Here is a 17614-nt window from a genome sequence, read left to right as displayed (position 1 = left end):
AATTTAGCATTTTTATATTCCTGATAAGAAATATAATCATTAAGATGTTCTTCATAAAAATTTAACAAAACTGCAAAATAAGGAGACGCTGTAACACTCTCCAACTGATGCGATGATAGCTCAAAAACAATCACGGTATTCTCATTTATTGAATTAATAAAATTGAACGGGGGACTCCCGATATTTCCAAGCAATACGGCATCCTTACCTGCAGTTTTCAAAATATGATATATTAAGCTGGATGTAGTGCTTTTGCCCTTAGTTCCGGTAACACCGATTACTTGCCGGCCAAACACATTTAAAAATATATCAGTTTGCGAGGTTATTTTATTAATATTAATTTTATTATTTAACCTTTTTAATGTTATTCCAGGTGTTTTAAAAACCAAGTTGTATGTCTTTATTGAATCAAGATAGTTTTCTCCTGTTATAAATGTAATATTTCTATCATTCGATATTTCAATAGCTTTGCTGTCATTTATGTCAGCTATTGCTATAGGGATTTCTGGAAAAAATGAACGCAGGGTTTTGTATGTACTCTTTCCCTCTCTGCCAAAGCCAATAATAATAATTTTTTTATTTTCAACTATTTTTTGCAGATAATCTTTCATTAAGTCGGGATTTAAGTTGAGAAAATAAAATAGGATTTAGTAAATGCTCTTTTTCGAGGTTGTATAAAATTGTATTTCTATCAATATTATTTTTAGTTTTTTGATAATAATTTTTATAATAATAATCTGCCAGATAGGGTAATTTATCAAATATATTATTTTCAATAAACATTTGCATTGCCAAATTAACTTCATCAGTAGTTCCAACACATTCAAAGGGTTTAATTTGTACCATTCCAGATAGTTCACTAAAATAAGGTAATAAATCCTTATCATTCAATAGATCTTTATTATCAAATATCCAAACTAATTTTTCATATGCTATAAATGGTGAAAGAATGATAAACGCAAATAAACATTTTGGGCATTTTCCGCACCATGAATCCGTTTTGCTTCCGACATTGCAGCTTTTAAAAACTGGAAAGTATTTAGGAAAGCTGGAAAAAATAGAAGCTATTTGTAATTCGTTGAGTGGACGTAAAAAACTAAAGTAATTAAAACTTCCTGAAAAATATTTGTTTATATAAAAATTAAAATCTTTTTCAAATTCAAAAGATTTGGAATACTGGTGGTTTATATCCGTTCCCATCACTGTCGCTTCATTCGAGCTGGACTCATTGGATAACGCAATGTGCTTATTGCCCGTTAATAATGCAGAAAGCAACGAAATAAAGGCAAGCAAAGCCGAAAAAGGAGTATGTCCGTTTAAAAATCCTTTTTTGTTAAGTTCAAGTAACTGAGGATGAATAGTACGATAAACTTCAAAAATTTCATCTCTATGAAAACCAGATTTTTCAGTTGTATTTAATGATGCACCTCTCGGATTGACGATTACAGGAATTGTTGAATAATTGTATTCTTTTAATATTTCGAGGGTTACCACAGAATCTTTTCCTCCACCTATGGGAACAAGGTAATTATCAGCTAAATCCAAATGAAGAAATTCCATTTCGTTTCCATCAGAAGTTTCTATTTCCATAAATTCACCTTGGGAGGTATTAATGGAATTCAGATAAAAAAATTCTCCTAATCCTTTATAATACAATTTTTTCCACCAAAGAAGCTGTTCTCCAGATAAAAAAGCTGGTTTAATATACACTTTGGGTGAACAAGTAGCTTTCCAATAACTCACTAATTCAATCATGCCAATATGAAATACAATATTTTCAATTATTTTTGAGTGTTTTTTTGTAATTTCATGAAATGGAATACAAAATTTTTTATATGGTATTGAAATTGTCGGCTCAAATAAGAATTCACCAGGAACAGAAAACCGGAATTGGGCATCAAATCGTGATTCGTTGATTGTGAAAGAATAATTCTCATAACAAAAACAGGATATTTTTTTCTAAGTTTTTCAAAAACAAGCTGTTTATCTAATTTTTTCATTATATAAAATATGGTATTATTTTTGTAATAGTTTTATAAGTTTTGTCATTTTCCATACAAAAGTAACAAAAAGCTATAAATGCACCATGCCATTCAAATTATTACAACCAGAACAAGGTAAATTGCTTGTATCAGAGCCGTCTTTGCAGGATTTTTATTTTAATAAATCCGTTGTTTTATTGGCTGAGCACAATGCAGAAGGCTCATTTGGTATTATAATAAACAAACCTGTTGGTATCAAATTACAAGATGTATTAACAGATTTTCCGGAAATTAATTTTCCCTTATTTTTTGGAGGTCCCGTCAATACAAATTGCTTATATTTTATTCATCGGGTTGGAAACAAAATTCCCAAAAGTGTACACATCACAGATGGAATTTTTTGGGGAGGTGATATCGAAATAGCAAAACAACTGATAAACGATGCCAGAATTACGAATAATCAAATTCGCTTTTTTATTGGATACTCCGGGTGGAATCCGAACCAGCTTACACAAGAGCTAAAAGAAAAATCGTGGGTAGTAACAAATTTTTCAGATAGTCAATGGGATGAAACTCCTAAAATGCTATGGGGTAATATATTACGTACATTGGGCGGTGAATATACACTTTGGGCTAATTCTCCTTCCGACCCGGCTATGAATTAATCATTTCTATTTGAATGTTGGACCCGGTAAAGTAACAAATATATCTATCAAATTTTTTGGTTTCAATATTTAATATAATGCCGTTGCAAAATGCAAAGAGAGTCAATTTTCTAACTTTGGGTCAATAATTTTTCGTGATAAAAAAGCCTTCTTTACTATTTTTGTTTCATTATATTTTAATAATATTACTGTAAATAAAAAGATTTCTCCTCATTTTTTAGCATTTGGATATAATTAGGTGAACGATATAAGTTGTATGCTATGGCTTCCATCAAATGTTAGGTGTGCATTTTTGACAACCCGGCATAACGCTCTCGCCTCCAAAGCATCGTTTTGGCTTGGGCTATCTGTAGGCATCTATGATGACTCCCTGTCTTAACCAATATCTTTTTTTCTCTAAATGCTTAATTGCTTCGAGCACTTTCTCATATACGCTCTTCTGTGTAAGTACTGTACGAAAACGGCTGATTACGCTATGATCCGGACATTTATAATCCTATAACATATTCTATGCAACTGAATATGCAGCAGCTTTGTTTTTTTTATAATATTTGCATTTTATATCCGGAATGAAAAAAAATGGTTTTTTCCTTTTTTTAGGTATTCTTATTATCTCAGCTTGTCAATCCTTTAAGAAAGACAACACAAAAAAAGTATTTCGTTACAATGAAGCTGCCGGAATAACTTCTCTTGATCCTGCATTTTCGAGAAACCAGGCAAATATTTGGGCATGTAATCAGATATTTAATGGCTTAGTACAACTAAACGATAAACTTGAAATCAAACCCTGCATCGCAAAAAAATGGAAAATATCTCAAAATGGAAGGCTATACACCTTTTATCTGCGAAATGATGTTTTTTTTCATAATAGCAGTATTTTCAAGAAAGGAATCGGAAGAAAAGTAACGGCTCATGATGTGGAATACAGCTTTAAACGGCTTACAGACCCGCTTTTGGCATCTGCAGGAGCATGGGTTTTTAACTCGGTGAAAAAATTTGGTAATGACTATGCCATTTGCGCACTTAACGACACTACTCTAACTATTGAATTACATCATGCATTTCCTCCTTTTCTGGGGGCACTCTCTACACAATATTGTTCAGTAATACCACACGAAGCCATACAAAAATATGGAACCGATTTTCGTCGCCATCCGATTGGTACAGGCCCTTTCCAGTTTAAAATGTGGAAAGAAGGTGTTAAGCTCGTTTTGGTAAAAAATCCCCGCTACTTTGAATTCGAAAATAATAAAAGGCTTCCTTTTATTGATGCAGTGGCAGTTACATTCATCACCGACAAACAGGCTGCATTTCTCGAATTTGTAAAAGGTAATCTGGACTTTATGTCGGGTATTGACCCTGGGTATAAAGACGAAATTCTTACCCGCGACGGTAAACTCAATCCACGGTACAACGACCAATTCTACCTAACTCATCAACCTTACCTTAATACAGAATACCTTGGAATTTTGGTTGATAAGAACTCTGATTTGTCTAAAGCCAGCCCTTTAAAGTTAAGAAAAATCAGACGGGCAATCAGTATGGGTTTTGACAGGAAAAAGATGATTTTATTTTTGCGAAATAATATTGGGACACCCGGATGCTACGGTTTTATTCCCATAGGAATGCCTGGATTCACAACCCTGCCAGATTATGGATACGATTATAATCCGGAAAAAGCATGTCAGCTTTTGGAAGAAGAAGGATACAAAAAAGGCAAAAAAGAATTGATGATTACATTGTCAACCAATGCATCATATCTTGATTTGTGCCAATATATTCAGCAACAGTTAGGCGAATTAGGAATAAAAGTAAAAATTGAAGTGAGCCCACCCGCTACCCTGCGCGAGATGATAGCACAAAGCAAAGTTGAATTTTTCAGGGGATCATGGATTGCTGATTACCCTGATGCAGAGAATTACTTATCTCTTTTCTATACCGATAACTTTTGCCCAAAGGGTCCTAATTACACCCATTTTTCTCATACCCAGTTTGATAATTTATTTCAAGAAGCTTCTTCAGAGTTAAATGACAGCGCTCGTTTTTTGATTTACAAACAAATGGACAAAATTGTAATGGAAGAAGCTCCTGTAATTATTTTGTATTACGACCAGGTATTGCGTTTTGTAAGAAAAAATATTTCCGGATTAGGAAGCAATCCTATGAATCTCTTAACATTAAAACGGGTAAAAAAAGGTTAATAAAAATATTTTTCCCCAACCGCCCGAAAAGCGATTTCTAATATTTTTGCAATCAAATTACATAAATAGTCCCGATGACTGAAAAATACAACGAAGAGAGCGTACGATCTTTAGAATGGAAAGAGCATATCAGGCTTCGTCCAGGCATGTATATTGGGAAATTGGGCGATGGCTCCTCCCAGGATGATGGAATTTATGTCCTTATAAAAGAAACAATTGATAACTCTATTGATGAATACGTGATGGGATATGGTCGGGCTATTGAAATAACCATTAAAGATCAAACGGTTACAGTAAAGGATAACGGCAGAGGCATCCCGCTCGGAAAAGTGATAGATTGTGTTTCGAAAATCAATACCGGTGCAAAATACGACTCCAGAGTTTTTAAAAAAGCTGTAGGATTAAACGGGGTAGGCTCGAAAGCCGTAAACGCATTATCACAATACTTTATGGTTCGCTCTGTGAGAGAGGGAATTATGAAGCAGGTAGAATTCGAAAATGGAAACATCCTGAATGATGAACCCGAAACATCTGCAAATTTACCAAACGGAACTACAATTTCTTTTATTCCTGATGAAAAAATATTTGGTAAATACCATTTCATCAGCGAATATATTGAAAAACTTCTTTGGAATTACGTTTTTCTTAACCAGGGACTAACCATTATTTTCAACGGACAGAAATTCTTTTCCAAAAACGGTTTGGTTGATCTATTGGAACGAAATATCAACGGAAATTCTACCCTCTACCCTATTATTCAAATAAAAGAAGCCGATTTTGAATTTGCCTTTACCCATAGTGCCAAACAATACGGCGAGGAATATTATTCTTTTGTAAACGGACAACATACCACGCAGGGGGGCACACATCTGGCAGCTTTCAGGGAAGCTATTGTAAAAACAATTCGTGAGTTTTATAAAAAAGATTTTGATCCCGGAGATATTCGTTCTTCTATTATTGCCGCAATCAGTATAAAAATACATGAGCCTGTATTTGAATCGCAAACCAAAACCAAGTTAGGTTCTACAAATATTGAGCCCAATGGGACTTCTATTAGAAATTACATCCTCGATATTGTAAAAAAACATCTTGATAATTATTTGCATATCAACGGAGATACTGCCGATGCATTGTACCGAAAAATTTTACAATCCGAAAAAGAAAGAAAAGATCTGGCAAATATTAAAAAACTTGCCCGTGAAAGTGTAAAAAAAGTATCGCTCCACAATAAAAAGCTTCGCGATTGTAAAGTACATTACAATACAAACGACGAATTACGACTTGATACTACCCTTTTTATCACCGAAGGCGATTCGGCAAGCGGAAGTATAACCAAAAGCCGGGATGTTAATACCCAGGCGGTTTTCAGCTTGAAGGGAAAACCTCTCAATGTTTACGGATTAACAAAAAAAGTGGTTTACGAAAACGAAGAATTTAATTTACTGCAATCTGCGTTAAACATCGAAGAAGATATTGATAATCTCAGGTATAACAATATTGTTGTTGCTACCGATGCTGATGTGGATGGTATGCATATCAGAATGTTACTACTTACCTTCTTCCTCCAGTTTTATCCTGATGTAGTGCGCAACGGGCATCTCTATATTTTGCAAACCCCTTTATTCCGAGTTAGAAACAAAAGAAAAACCACCTATTGCTATTCAGAGGAAGAAAAACAAAAAGCTCTTATCGAGATTGGAGAAAATCCCGAAATCACTCGTTTTAAAGGATTAGGAGAAATTTCTCCCGACGAGTTCAGATATTTTATCGGTGTAAATATGCGACTTGACCCTGTTATTTTAAAGCAATCTTCTTCCATACCGGATATTCTTTCTTTTTACATGGGGAAAAATACTTCTGACCGGCAAAATTTCATTATTGATAACCTTAGAGTTGAGGAAGATGTTGTAAATTAATGAAGGTAATGTTAGCCAAATGGCATATAAAAAGCCGTAAATATTTATAGTTTACGGCTTTTTTATTATTAATGAGTTATATCCACCTAATAAGGTTGAAATCCTGACGATGGGGTAACAAATTGTTTTTAGGGAACATTCGGAAAGCATAATCGAATACACCTGCACGTGTTGCCGGCACTGTGCATTTAAACGTAACCAAGCTTTTATCCGTTTTCACTTTTTCCATTTCTTCACAATACAAAATTTCATGTACCTCATCATTTTGCTTTTGTCCGAAAAGTACTTCTATTCCTATGTCGTCTACACTTAACTCATTTACATCCAATACAATTTCTGCCTCATAAATGGCTCCAAGTTGTAAGGGTTTTGTTGTAGAATCGGGAATCAAAACAGAAACTACTTCAATGCTATCCCAGCTTCTAAGAATTTTTCTCTTCCAATGTGCCAATCTTTTTGTTACTTCAAAATCATTAAACTCAATCATTCTTGTTCTGCGGATGAGTTTTTCGTAATACATTTCGCAATAGTCGTCTAACTGCCTTTTCATGGTAAACCGGGGGGCAATCTGTGCAATACAGTTTTTAATATTACTTATCCAGTGAACAGGGATTCCCCGGTGGTCAAGATTATAATACAAAGGAATAATTTCATCTTCAAGGATATGGTAAACGGTTTCGGCATCTAACTCGTCCTGAAAAACAGGATTTGAATAGGTATTTTCTTCCGGTAAAGCCCAGCCGGCATCAGGTGTGTAACCTTCTGCCCACCATCCATCAAGGACGCTGAAGTTCATAACTCCGTTTAAAACAGCCTTTTGCCCGCTCGTACCAGATGCTTCCAGGGGACGTGTTGGCAAATTAAGCCAAATATCCACACCTTGAACTAATTTACGGGCAATAGCCATATCGTAATTTTCAACAAAGGTAATTTTTCCCATAAATTCGGGATGTTTTGAAATTTCTACGATTTTTTTTATGAACTCTTCTCCGGCTTTATCGTGCGGATGGGCTTTTCCTGCAAAAATAAAATGTACAGGTTTTCCGTGTTTATTAACAAGGGAAGCAAGCCTTTCGAGGTTATTAAAAATGAGATGTGCCCTTTTATAAGTTGCAAAACGGCGGGCAAACCCAATAGTTAAGGCTTTATTATTGAGTGCATCCAATGTAGCAAAAATGAGTTTGGGGTTTTCCTGGCGTTCTGTCATATCATGCTGAAGTTTCACTTTCAGGAAATTGATTAATTCATTTTTCAATTGCCTACGGATGTCCCAGATAACTTCATCAGGTATTTCTCTGATTTTTTTCCACAGTTCAGGATTGGAATGATCCGAAAGAAAATTTTCACCAAATTCTCGTTCATAGAGTTTTCTCCATATAGGGGCAGTCCAAGTAGGGTAATGCACACCATTAGTTACATAGCTAATATATAGTTCTTCGGGAAAATATCCGTTGTACAATTCCGAAAACATTTGCTGGGTTACTTTTCCATGTATCCTGCTTACGCCATTGGTTTCAAGGCTTAGTTTAAGGGCAAGGACGCTCATCGAAAATTTTTCAGAGGTATCGTTGTCATGAATACGCCCGAGGTTGATAAATTCTTCCCACGATATGTTTAATTTTTCGTAATACTGAGGCAAATAAGCGCGAATTAAATCTTCGTGAAACGCATCGTGTCCGGCAGGAACGGGTGTATGTGTAGTAAAAAGCGAAGAATTTCGCACCAATTCCATAGCTTGCAAAAAGGAAAATTTTTTATCTTCCACATAATTTCGCAATCTTTCAAGACCAATCAGCGCTGCATGTCCTTCGTTGCAATGGTAAATAGTTGGTTGTATATTTATAGATTGTAGCATGCGGATGCCGCCAATTCCCAAAAGCATCTCCTGTTTCAGTCGGTTTTCCCAGTCACCGCCATACAAGTTATGGGTGATAGAGCGGTCGGCTTCAGTATTTTCTTCAATATCTGTATCAAGCAGATAAAGTGGGATTCTTCCTATGTCAACCTTCCAGATTTTTGCGTGCAAGGTCCTGCCGGGTAATGCCAGAGTTATCATTTCCCAGTTTCCCATTTTATCCCTAACTGGGTTAAGTGGCATAAAACTAAATTTTTGGGGTTCATATTTCACTATTTGATCCCCAAATATTGATAAACTTTGATTAAAGTAACCGTAACGGTAAAGCAATCCGATGCCCACGATATTTTCATTAGAATCGCTGGCTTGTTTTAAATAATCACCGGCAAGTATTCCTAATCCGCCGGAATAAATTTTAAACGATTCATGAAAGCCAAATTCCATACTAAAATAAGCAATAATATCTGGTTTTTTCCCTTCGGCTTTAGCCATGTAATCGTCAAATTTCTTACTCACTTCTTTGAGTTTGGTAATAAAGCCCTTATCACGTTCAAGTTTTTTTAACTTCCTGATAGAAAGAGTTTCAAGTATAACTATGGGGTTATGGTTACTTTTTTCCCATAAGATTTTATCAATCATTTCAAAAAGCTCAATGGCTTCATAATTCCATGTCCACCACAGGTTGTTTGCAATTTTTCGCAAAGAGGAAAATTTTGCCGGAAGCGTAGAACTGATGTAAACTTTTTTCCAATCTACAACGCTTTTTTTAATTTTGGGAAGTGATGTAACATAATCGTAGGGAACTTTTTCTTTAAAACTATCGTACCGAAGGTATGCTTTTCCAAGGGCAACAGAGTAAGCCTGATAATAATAGTCTATAAGATTCTCCCATAATGCTATCCGGGAAATTTTAAATGCCTCTTGCATACACTGCAGTCTTTCTTCGGGAGTTTTATTTACATACCTGAGAAGAAATCCGGCAATATCATTAATTACTTCGTTATCATTATCATCATTTCGTTCAATAACACCTACACCCTTTTCTATTGTATTGAAAGTATTTTTTATCCACATTCCAAAACCTGCAAGTGTGGTGGTGATAGTTGGAACATGAAATGCAAGGCTTTCGAGAGGAGTGTAACCCCAAGGTTCGTAGTAAGAGGGAAAAACAGAAATATCAAACCCTATAAGCAACTGGTAATAATCAAGGTTAAATATGCCGTCGTTACCCATGAGATAGGAAGGCACAAAAATGATTTTTACTTTATCGAGGGGGTTATTGGAAAGATTACTCTTTTTAAGTGCTTTCAATATGGGATCAAATTCAGCTTCGTGCAAGCCGTGGGAAAGATACTTGCCACTGAGAGGAGTATTAAAATCCGGATTGTTGAGCCGTTCAATTACTTCACGAAGAGGTCCTGAATGGTTAGCAGGAACCATAATATATGCCAATACTTGCTTGGTTAGCAAGGGATTATCATTTAGTCTGGAAAGGGCTTCAATGTAGATATCAATTCCTTTGTTTTTAAATTCGTACCTGCCGCTATTTACAACCAGCAAAGTATCGTCGGGAATATCTTGGTTCAGTACAGCTTTTGCTACTCCAAACAATTTCTGCCGTGCTATGGCACGTTTTTCTTCAAATACATCATCCGGCGGAACAAAAGAATCGTCGAATCCGTTAGGAGTAACCACATCCACCGGTTTATCGAAAAACTGCTCACATTCAAGTGCGGTAATATGGCTAACAGTTGTAAAAGCATCACTTTCCTTGGCAGAAAGTTTTTCGAGTGAAAACTTGGATCGTACGCCAAAATTTACGGAAAGTACTTCTGCATTAAACTGTTTTAAATCTCTGTATAAGGGAAGATTATTCCCGGCTATACATCTTCCGAGTACAGTGGCATGGGTAGTGAACACACAGCCTACCTGGGGTACGTTTTGTTTAAGAAATAAAATGCCTGTACCCGTCATCCATTCATGAAACTGGGCAATTATGGCATCTTGAGCAGACAGATTGAAATCGTAAAAACTCTCAATTACTTTGCCTGCTGCATACCCAAAAAGAGCTGGTTCGGTGTAATCCCACTGTCCTGAGAGAGAATCCAATTTGTAGGTCTTCCAGAAATCAGTAAATATCTGATCTTTATTTGAAAAGTATGGAGTAAAATCTACCAGTATCACAATAGGTTCGCTGGCAATATTCCATCTACCAATCCTGATTTTTAATCCTTCTCTTTCAGCTTTTTCCCGCCAGAATTTATAAATATATTTATCTTCAATAAAATCGGGATTTTGTCTTGCCTCCATCCATACATCGGGACCAATGAGAATCAGGTTATCTCTAATATCCTTTACTATGGATTGCGTTTTTGTGGAAAGAACTGTGTAAATTCCTCCAACTTTGTTGCATATTTCCCAAGAGACTTCAAAAATATAATCAGGTTTGCGTATAATATTATCATTCATAAGCTTAGTATTCAATATTATTCTTTACTTTTTATTTTTTCGTTTTTGATTTAATTTTTTCCGATGGCTTTTCTCCGGTGGCTTTCTTTCTTTTTGTTTTTGGTTTGTCTTTAGGTAAAAGGGGCTCTGCATTAGCACTGCCTATTTTATATTCATCCTCAAGGCAGGTATTTACCCTGATAATAAAATCGGAAAGTACATTCATGTAATTAATAAATGCCTCATAAGGTGTGCCATAGGGATTAAAATAGCGATGTACATCTCCATCGCTGAACCATTTTGTACACATATAATAGAAATGATCGCTTGTTTGCAGATACAGCCAATCGCGTTGAATAAGGGAATCATTACATTTTTTTACTTTCTCACCTATAGAATACAATGAATCGAAGGCTTCATCCTGTAAATCATTCCCCAACCAAGCGGTCAAGTCTCTTTCTTCATCAGCCCATGAACATGGGTAGGGAACACTTACAAATGTTACAGGCTGCAATTTTTGAGCAACTTCTGCGGGTGTATTAAATTTGAAGTCAGAATGAGAGAAAACCCTTGATGGTAATGCACGCAAAAAATCAAAAATCCCTGTTTCGGGCCATTGGTGCTCTCCAAATGTTTCATAATCCATAAACAGATTAACGACTTCCTGCTTGGGATCAGTTTGGTTTAGCCAATCGACAAATTTTTCGGCAGTGAGTGGCCAGTCATGCCAGGATTGTTGTGAAAACCTAAAAGCAATATCGTCGCTCAACTGGAAATTTTTTAACAATAATTTTAATTTTGGATTTATTGCATTACAATATAAATAATTAGGACTTCTCCAACCCAATACATGCTTGGCGCCCTCCATCAACATGGTTTTAAAACCCATATCGGCTACCATTTCTCCAATGCGATCGTCGTAAATCAACTCGGTATTACGAAAGGTAACCGGGGTTTGTCCGAATAATTCTTCAATCATATGGGTATGCAAAATTACCTGCCGGTTAAATTCTTCTTTGCATTTGAGCGAAGATAGTGAATGTGAATAAGTTTCAGCAAGAAATTCAACACAACCGGTTTGAGCAAGTTTTTGAAAGCTTTCTATTACCTCTGGTATATACATTTTAAATTGTTCGAGAGCAACTCCGGATATAGAAAAACTGACTTTAAAATCGGTGCCATATTTCTGTATAATATCGTATATAATTTGATTGGCAGGCAAATAACATTTTTTTGCCACTCTGCGAACAATATGCCGGTTTTGGTATTCATCATAATAATGATGATCGGAACCTATATCAAAAAAGCGAAATGTCCGTAAACGAAAGGGTTGATGTATCTGGAAATAAAAGCATATAGATTTCATATTCAGGTATTTTTAATAATCTATTATTTATTAATAACTACACTTTCATACACTTCAACAACTTTTTGGGCAGCATTTTCCCATTTCAGATTTTCCACTTCACCTTTACCGTGTTGACTAAACATTTTAGACAGTGCAGAATAGTGCAATAATCCATAAATGGCATCAGCAAGTGCATCAACATCCCAAAAATCCACTTTCAGTGCATATTGCAATATTTCGGCGACCCCGGATTGTTTTGAAATTACAACGGGAACATTGGAGCGCATGGCTTCAAGGGGAGAAATTCCAAACGGTTCAGAAACAGAAGGCATTACATATACATCGCTGAGAGCAAACATTTTCAATACATCGTCTCCTTCAAGGAAACCTGTAAAGTGAAAATTTTTGGAAATTCTGAGCTGGGCAACCCTTCGAATCATTTTGTTGAGCATATCTCCTTTTCCTGCCATTACAAATCGTACATTTTTATCTTTTTCCAACACCTTTTGTGCTGCTTCTACAAAATAATCAGGACCTTTCTGAAAAGTAACTCTGCCTAAAAAAGTTACGACCTTTTCCTTCACTTTTTTTGATACAAACGAAAAGTCATATTGCTCGGTAGGTTCTACTGCATTATGTACCGTTACAACCTTATCCGGATCAATTCCATATCTTTCAATAACTATACTACGAGTTAAATTACTGACAGTTATCACCCTATCGGCTATTTCCATACCTTTTCGCTCAATATCATACACATCCTGATTAACATTTTCGCCCGAACGGTCAAATTCAGTAGCATGTATATGAACCACCAAGGGTTTTCCCGAAACACTTTTTGCAGCAATACCTGCCGGATATGTTAGCCAGTCGTGTGCATGAATTACATCAAATAACTGTGTTGCAGCAATTGCAGAGCCAACAAGTGCATAACGGGATACTTCATCCATAAGGTTAGCGCCATATTTTCCCGAAAATGCAAACCGCTTGGAAACTATGGCTTTTTTCCAGGTAGTGGCTTCCAGTTCACTTCTGTTTTTAAGCCTGCTGAATTCTTCCGGACCTACGTAAGGAATTAAATTTGAACCAATTTCAAGGTATGTGATTCGTTTCCAATATTCCTGGTACTTTTCGTCTTTAAAATCAATTACCACATCACTTGCATTAACAAGTCTGACAGCGCTTTGGTCTTCATCGCCGTAGGCTTTGGGGACAATAAAAATAACTTCACTTCCTGTTTTTAACAAACCTTTTGTCAAGCCATAGCAGGCTGTTCCTAAACCACCTGTGATATGCGGTGGAAATTCCCATCCAAACATTAAAACTCTCATTGGTTACAGTTTTATTTTATTTTTTTCATATTCATTTATCAGCCAATTAATTCTTAATAATTCTGCAACACTCCAAGCCTGCGAAATAGCTCCTCCGGGCAAGTGGGGAGGGTCTCCGTCATATACTTCAGAAATAGTTCCAATACCTCTTTCTGTAATATCAGGTGCAAATTGTTTATAAATATTTTTTATATATGATAATCCTGATTTTCCATGAATTTTTAAATATCCTTCTGCAAAATGTCCAAGTAACCAGGGCCATGCGGTTCCCTGATGGTAGGCCGCATCTCGTGTTGCCTGGTCTCCTTTATATATACCTTTGTATTGTTTATCCTGTGGTGAAAGGGTACGTAATCCTCTTGGGGTTAACAGTTCCTTTTTGACCACACTTACTACTATTTTTCGGATTTCTTCATTTACAGGACTATATTTCAGAGAGGTAACAAAAATCTGATTGGGACGCATGCTCCAATTCTTGTAATCTTTATCAACATAATCTGCAAGATAACCTCTTTTTTCGTCCCAAAAAGTATTTTCAAATGCAATAGGTATTATATCAGCAATAGGCGACCATTCGCTAATAAATTGTTTGTCGTTTGCAAGTTGCGCCATTTCAAGGCTAAACATAATAGCATTATACCATAATGCATTAATTTCTACTGGCATTCCTATGCGGGGGGTAACCGGCTTTCCATTTATCACAGCATCCATCCATGTCAGGGCTCTTCCAGCTTCCCCGGCATAAATGAGTCCGTTTTTCTGCATTTTAATATTGAAACTGGTGCCTTCACGAAAACCGGACAAAATAAGCTTCATTTTATTCCCATAGGTTTTCCAAATTGTATTTTGACTGGAAGTAAATTCAGCATAGAGTTGCAATGCCCAGAAAAACCAAAGTGGCGCATCCACCGAATTATAAGCAGAATTATCACCACTCCCGATATTGGGGAAAAGTGGTCCTTTTAAATCGTGAAGCATAGTGTCTATCGCAGCTTTACAGGTAGCAAAATCGTTATTTACCAGCGTTAATCCCGGTAAAGAAATAAATGTATCGCGTCCCCAACGACCAAACCAAGGATAGCCTGCCACGATTTCCACTTTTTTATCCTTAAATACTATAAATTGTTGTGCAGAATTGAGCAGGCAGTTTTCGAAACTGTTTCTTGGTATCCGGATGTTTATCTCGGTATTATATAAACGTTTCAGGTTTGCCGGGTTTATTTCTTCTATACCTGCACTAAAGTAAAGACTTTCTCCTTTTTTTATTTCCATTTCGAAAAATCCGGGTACATACAAATCCTCATGGCATTCATAGCCTCTCTCTGCCTCACGAATATATTCTATATTGTAATACCAATCAGGAACATGAGTATATTCTGTTTGTTTGGAAAATTGCATAAAAATAGGAGTGTAATCCTGATACATTTTTATTTTTATGCCCTTTTGAATAATTTCGTATTTATTATCTACAAAAATATTGGCTTTGCTGAGTTTATGTACATTTCTGAAGGCGAGAAAAGGCTTAAACCGTAGTTTTGTAGGCGAATGCGCTTCACGAAGTGTGTATTTAATGATAAGTAAGTCATACTTATGGGTAAATAAAATTTCCTTGTCTAGCACAACCCCTCCTACCCTATAAGTTTGTTTGGGAATGGGTTCTGCTGTGAAATCACGAATATATTTATGCCCCTTTGGGAAATAATTATCTCCCGGATACTTATGAATTCCCAGATTGAATTCCGCGTCGTGTTGAATTACAGTTTCGTCAAAAGAGGAAAGCAATACATGGTTATCGTTATCTATGGCGGGTTGTGGCGTTACCAGCATACCATGATATTTTCTTGTGTTACAATTTACTATAGTTGAGCTTGCATAAGATCCCGTTCTGCTAGAACGAAGAAGTTCCTTACTAAGGGAGTATTCAAGATTAATCAACTGTAATTTATCAAACTGAATATATGCCATTGTTTATTAATTGTTTATAAAATTAATATAATAATTTAACTATAGATTTCATACTTATAATAATAATTATATTTAAAATATATCTAATACATTTTATTATATTAGCTTAAAACATAGTTTACCAAAATTAATAAATGATTTTTACTTTTCAAAATATTATGTTGTATTAACAAAATAGCTTCATTTTTTTTTTGAATTTTTGATCTGCAAATGTTTCGTGTTTATATAAATATCTATTTACACGATATTTACATTAATTACTCCAAAAATTTTTAATTAGGGCACTTTTTTCATAATTTGATAATTTGATAAAAAAACGATGCGCCCAATTAATGTTTTTGAGCTTAAGAAATATATTAATAAAAAGAATGACTTTCAAATAATTGACATACAAAAACCCGATGAATACGCAGTAAGCATCTTCATGGTGTTGTATCCACTACCTTTCGAAATATTTAAAGAAAATACAAACAAAATAAATAAAATAGGTACGGCTATTATTTACTGTAATTATAATTCTAATAGCGTATTGATTATCTAGTTATTAATAAAAGAAATGAGTTTTACCTACGTATTTTACCTCGAAGATGGTATTTACGAACGAATTAAATAAACAGATAAGTCTATAAATTTTTTGCAATAAAAAAAGGAGTGTTGCCACTCCTTAACTCTACAAGTTAACCTTTAAGGATTCTTACTTCTTGATTTTAGCAAGAGAATCGGCAACTTTTGCGCTGTCTGCTTTTACAATGCTGTCAGCTTTGTACAATGAATCCTGAATAGCCTGGGCTTTCATGATAGAATCTTGTTTCAAAGAATCAAGCTTTCTTTGTTCAGCTTCTTTTTCTTTTGCGCTGGGTCCGCAGGCGATAAATGATACCAAACCTGCAATCACTAAGAACTGTGAAAATCTTTTCATATTGTTTTATTGAATTTTAAAAACTTTGCAAAAGTAATTCTTTTTTTAATCGGTAATACATGTATTTTATAAAAAAATATCTCTTTGTACTATTTTTTATTTCTTTGTATTATAGATATTTATATATTTAAGTATTATTAGCAGCTAATTATTTTAGCATTTTTACATTTTTATTTTCAAAAAAGTAGCTTTAGAATAATTTTAGATTGTAATTTAGGACAATTTTTTAACGTTATGACAACCCACGCCCCTTTAGCAGAACAATTACGTCCTGCCGACCTTGATTCGTACATTGGTCAAAAGCACCTTGTAGGCGAAAATGCCATTCTTCGCAAAGCCATTGAAAGCAATATTATTCCTTCCATGATTTTGTGGGGTCCTCCCGGGGTGGGTAAAACCACACTTGCATATATTATCTCTTGTAGTCTGCAAAGAAAATTTTTTACACTAAGCGCCATTAATTCAGGAGTTAAAGAAGTCAGGGAAGTTATTTTGCAAGCAAAAGCAGAAAAATCCAATGCAATTTTGTTTATTGATGAAATTCATCGCTTTAGTAAAACGCAGCAGGATTCCCTGTTGGGAGCCGTGGAAAAAGGAATTATTACACTAATTGGAGCAACCACCGAGAACCCCTCTTTTGAAGTGATTTCGCCACTTTTATCTCGCTGTAATGTATATATTCTTAAGCCTTTAGATGAACCGGATCTTTTATTTTTACTTGAAAAAGCCAGAAAATTTCTCGAAACACAATACCAGAAACCTATCATTATAAATGAAACTGAAGCGTTATTGCGTATTTCAGGAGGCGATGCACGGAAATTATTGAACGCCATAGAGCTTATAGTTAAGTCAGAAGAACAGCTTAACCCTGTGGTGCTTACCAATGATAATGTCATTTCTGTAATTCAGCAAAATCTGGCATTATATGACAAATTAGGTGAAATGCATTACGACATTATTTCTGCTTTTATCAAATCAATGCGG

General features: G+C 35.3%; 11 protein-coding genes. 4 read left to right on the top strand and 7 right to left on the bottom strand.

Features of this window, described 5'->3' with window-relative positions; genetic code table 11:
- Window positions 1-611: Mur ligase family protein (locus M0R21_12700; protein MCK9618680.1), on the bottom strand; the 611-nt coding region annotated here is incomplete at its 3' end.
- Window positions 583-1755, bottom strand: coding sequence for a hypothetical protein (locus M0R21_12695; protein MCK9618679.1), 1173 nt, complete (start codon window positions 1753-1755; stop codon window positions 583-585). The genes M0R21_12700 and M0R21_12695, both read right to left, overlap by 29 nt.
- Before the next feature lie 331 nt (window positions 1756-2086).
- Here M0R21_12695 and M0R21_12690 point away from each other — a divergent pair, with 331 nt between their 5' ends.
- The 3 genes from M0R21_12690 to M0R21_12680 all read left to right on the top strand — a co-directional run bounded on the left by M0R21_12690 (window position 2087) and on the right by M0R21_12680 (window position 6764).
- Window positions 2087-2647, top strand: a complete 561-nt coding sequence (locus M0R21_12690) for a YqgE/AlgH family protein (protein MCK9618678.1) — start codon at window positions 2087-2089, stop codon at window positions 2645-2647.
- Between the two features lie 569 nt (window positions 2648-3216).
- Window positions 3217-4848, top strand: a complete 1632-nt coding sequence (locus M0R21_12685) for an ABC transporter substrate-binding protein (protein ID MCK9618677.1) — start codon at window positions 3217-3219, stop codon at window positions 4846-4848.
- A gap of 74 nt (window positions 4849-4922) precedes the next feature.
- Window positions 4923-6764, top strand: a complete 1842-nt coding sequence (locus M0R21_12680) for a type IIA DNA topoisomerase subunit B (protein ID MCK9618676.1) — start codon at window positions 4923-4925, stop codon at window positions 6762-6764.
- 76 nt (window positions 6765-6840) lie between these two features.
- Here M0R21_12680 and glgP read toward each other — a convergent pair whose 3' ends face one another.
- The 5 genes from glgP to M0R21_12655 all read right to left on the bottom strand — a co-directional run bounded on the left by glgP (window position 6841) and on the right by M0R21_12655 (window position 16630).
- Entirely contained in the window at window positions 6841-11088 is a 4248-nt protein-coding gene (gene glgP / locus M0R21_12675; protein MCK9618675.1) for an alpha-glucan family phosphorylase, read from the bottom strand.
- Between the two features lie 31 nt (window positions 11089-11119).
- A complete protein-coding gene (locus M0R21_12670) occupies window positions 11120-12433 on the bottom strand; it encodes a glycoside hydrolase family 57 protein (protein ID MCK9618674.1) in 1314 nt (437 codons plus the stop codon).
- A gap of 23 nt (window positions 12434-12456) precedes the next feature.
- A complete protein-coding gene (locus M0R21_12665) occupies window positions 12457-13746 on the bottom strand; it encodes a glycosyltransferase family 4 protein (protein MCK9618673.1) in 1290 nt (429 codons plus the stop codon).
- Window positions 13747-13749: 3 nt separating this feature from the next.
- A complete protein-coding gene (locus M0R21_12660) occupies window positions 13750-15711 on the bottom strand; it encodes an amylo-alpha-1,6-glucosidase (protein ID MCK9618672.1) in 1962 nt (653 codons plus the stop codon).
- A 694-nt stretch (window positions 15712-16405) separates the two neighbouring features.
- Window positions 16406-16630: a hypothetical protein gene (locus tag M0R21_12655; protein ID MCK9618671.1), complete on the bottom strand. Its 225-nt coding sequence runs from the start codon at window positions 16628-16630 to the stop codon at window positions 16406-16408.
- Window positions 16631-16864: 234 nt separating this feature from the next.
- On the opposite strand from M0R21_12655, the gene M0R21_12650 reads away from it, so the two are divergent.
- The coding region (locus M0R21_12650) for an AAA family ATPase (GenBank protein ID MCK9618670.1) at window positions 16865-17614 on the top strand (750 nt) is incomplete at its 3' end.

This window comes from Lentimicrobiaceae bacterium (genome assembly GCA_023227965.1).
Taxonomy (GTDB): Bacteria; Bacteroidota; Bacteroidia; order Bacteroidales; family JALOCA01; genus JALOCA01.
Note: the sequence above shows the minus strand (reverse complement) of the source record. Positions and strands in the feature narration are given on the sequence as shown.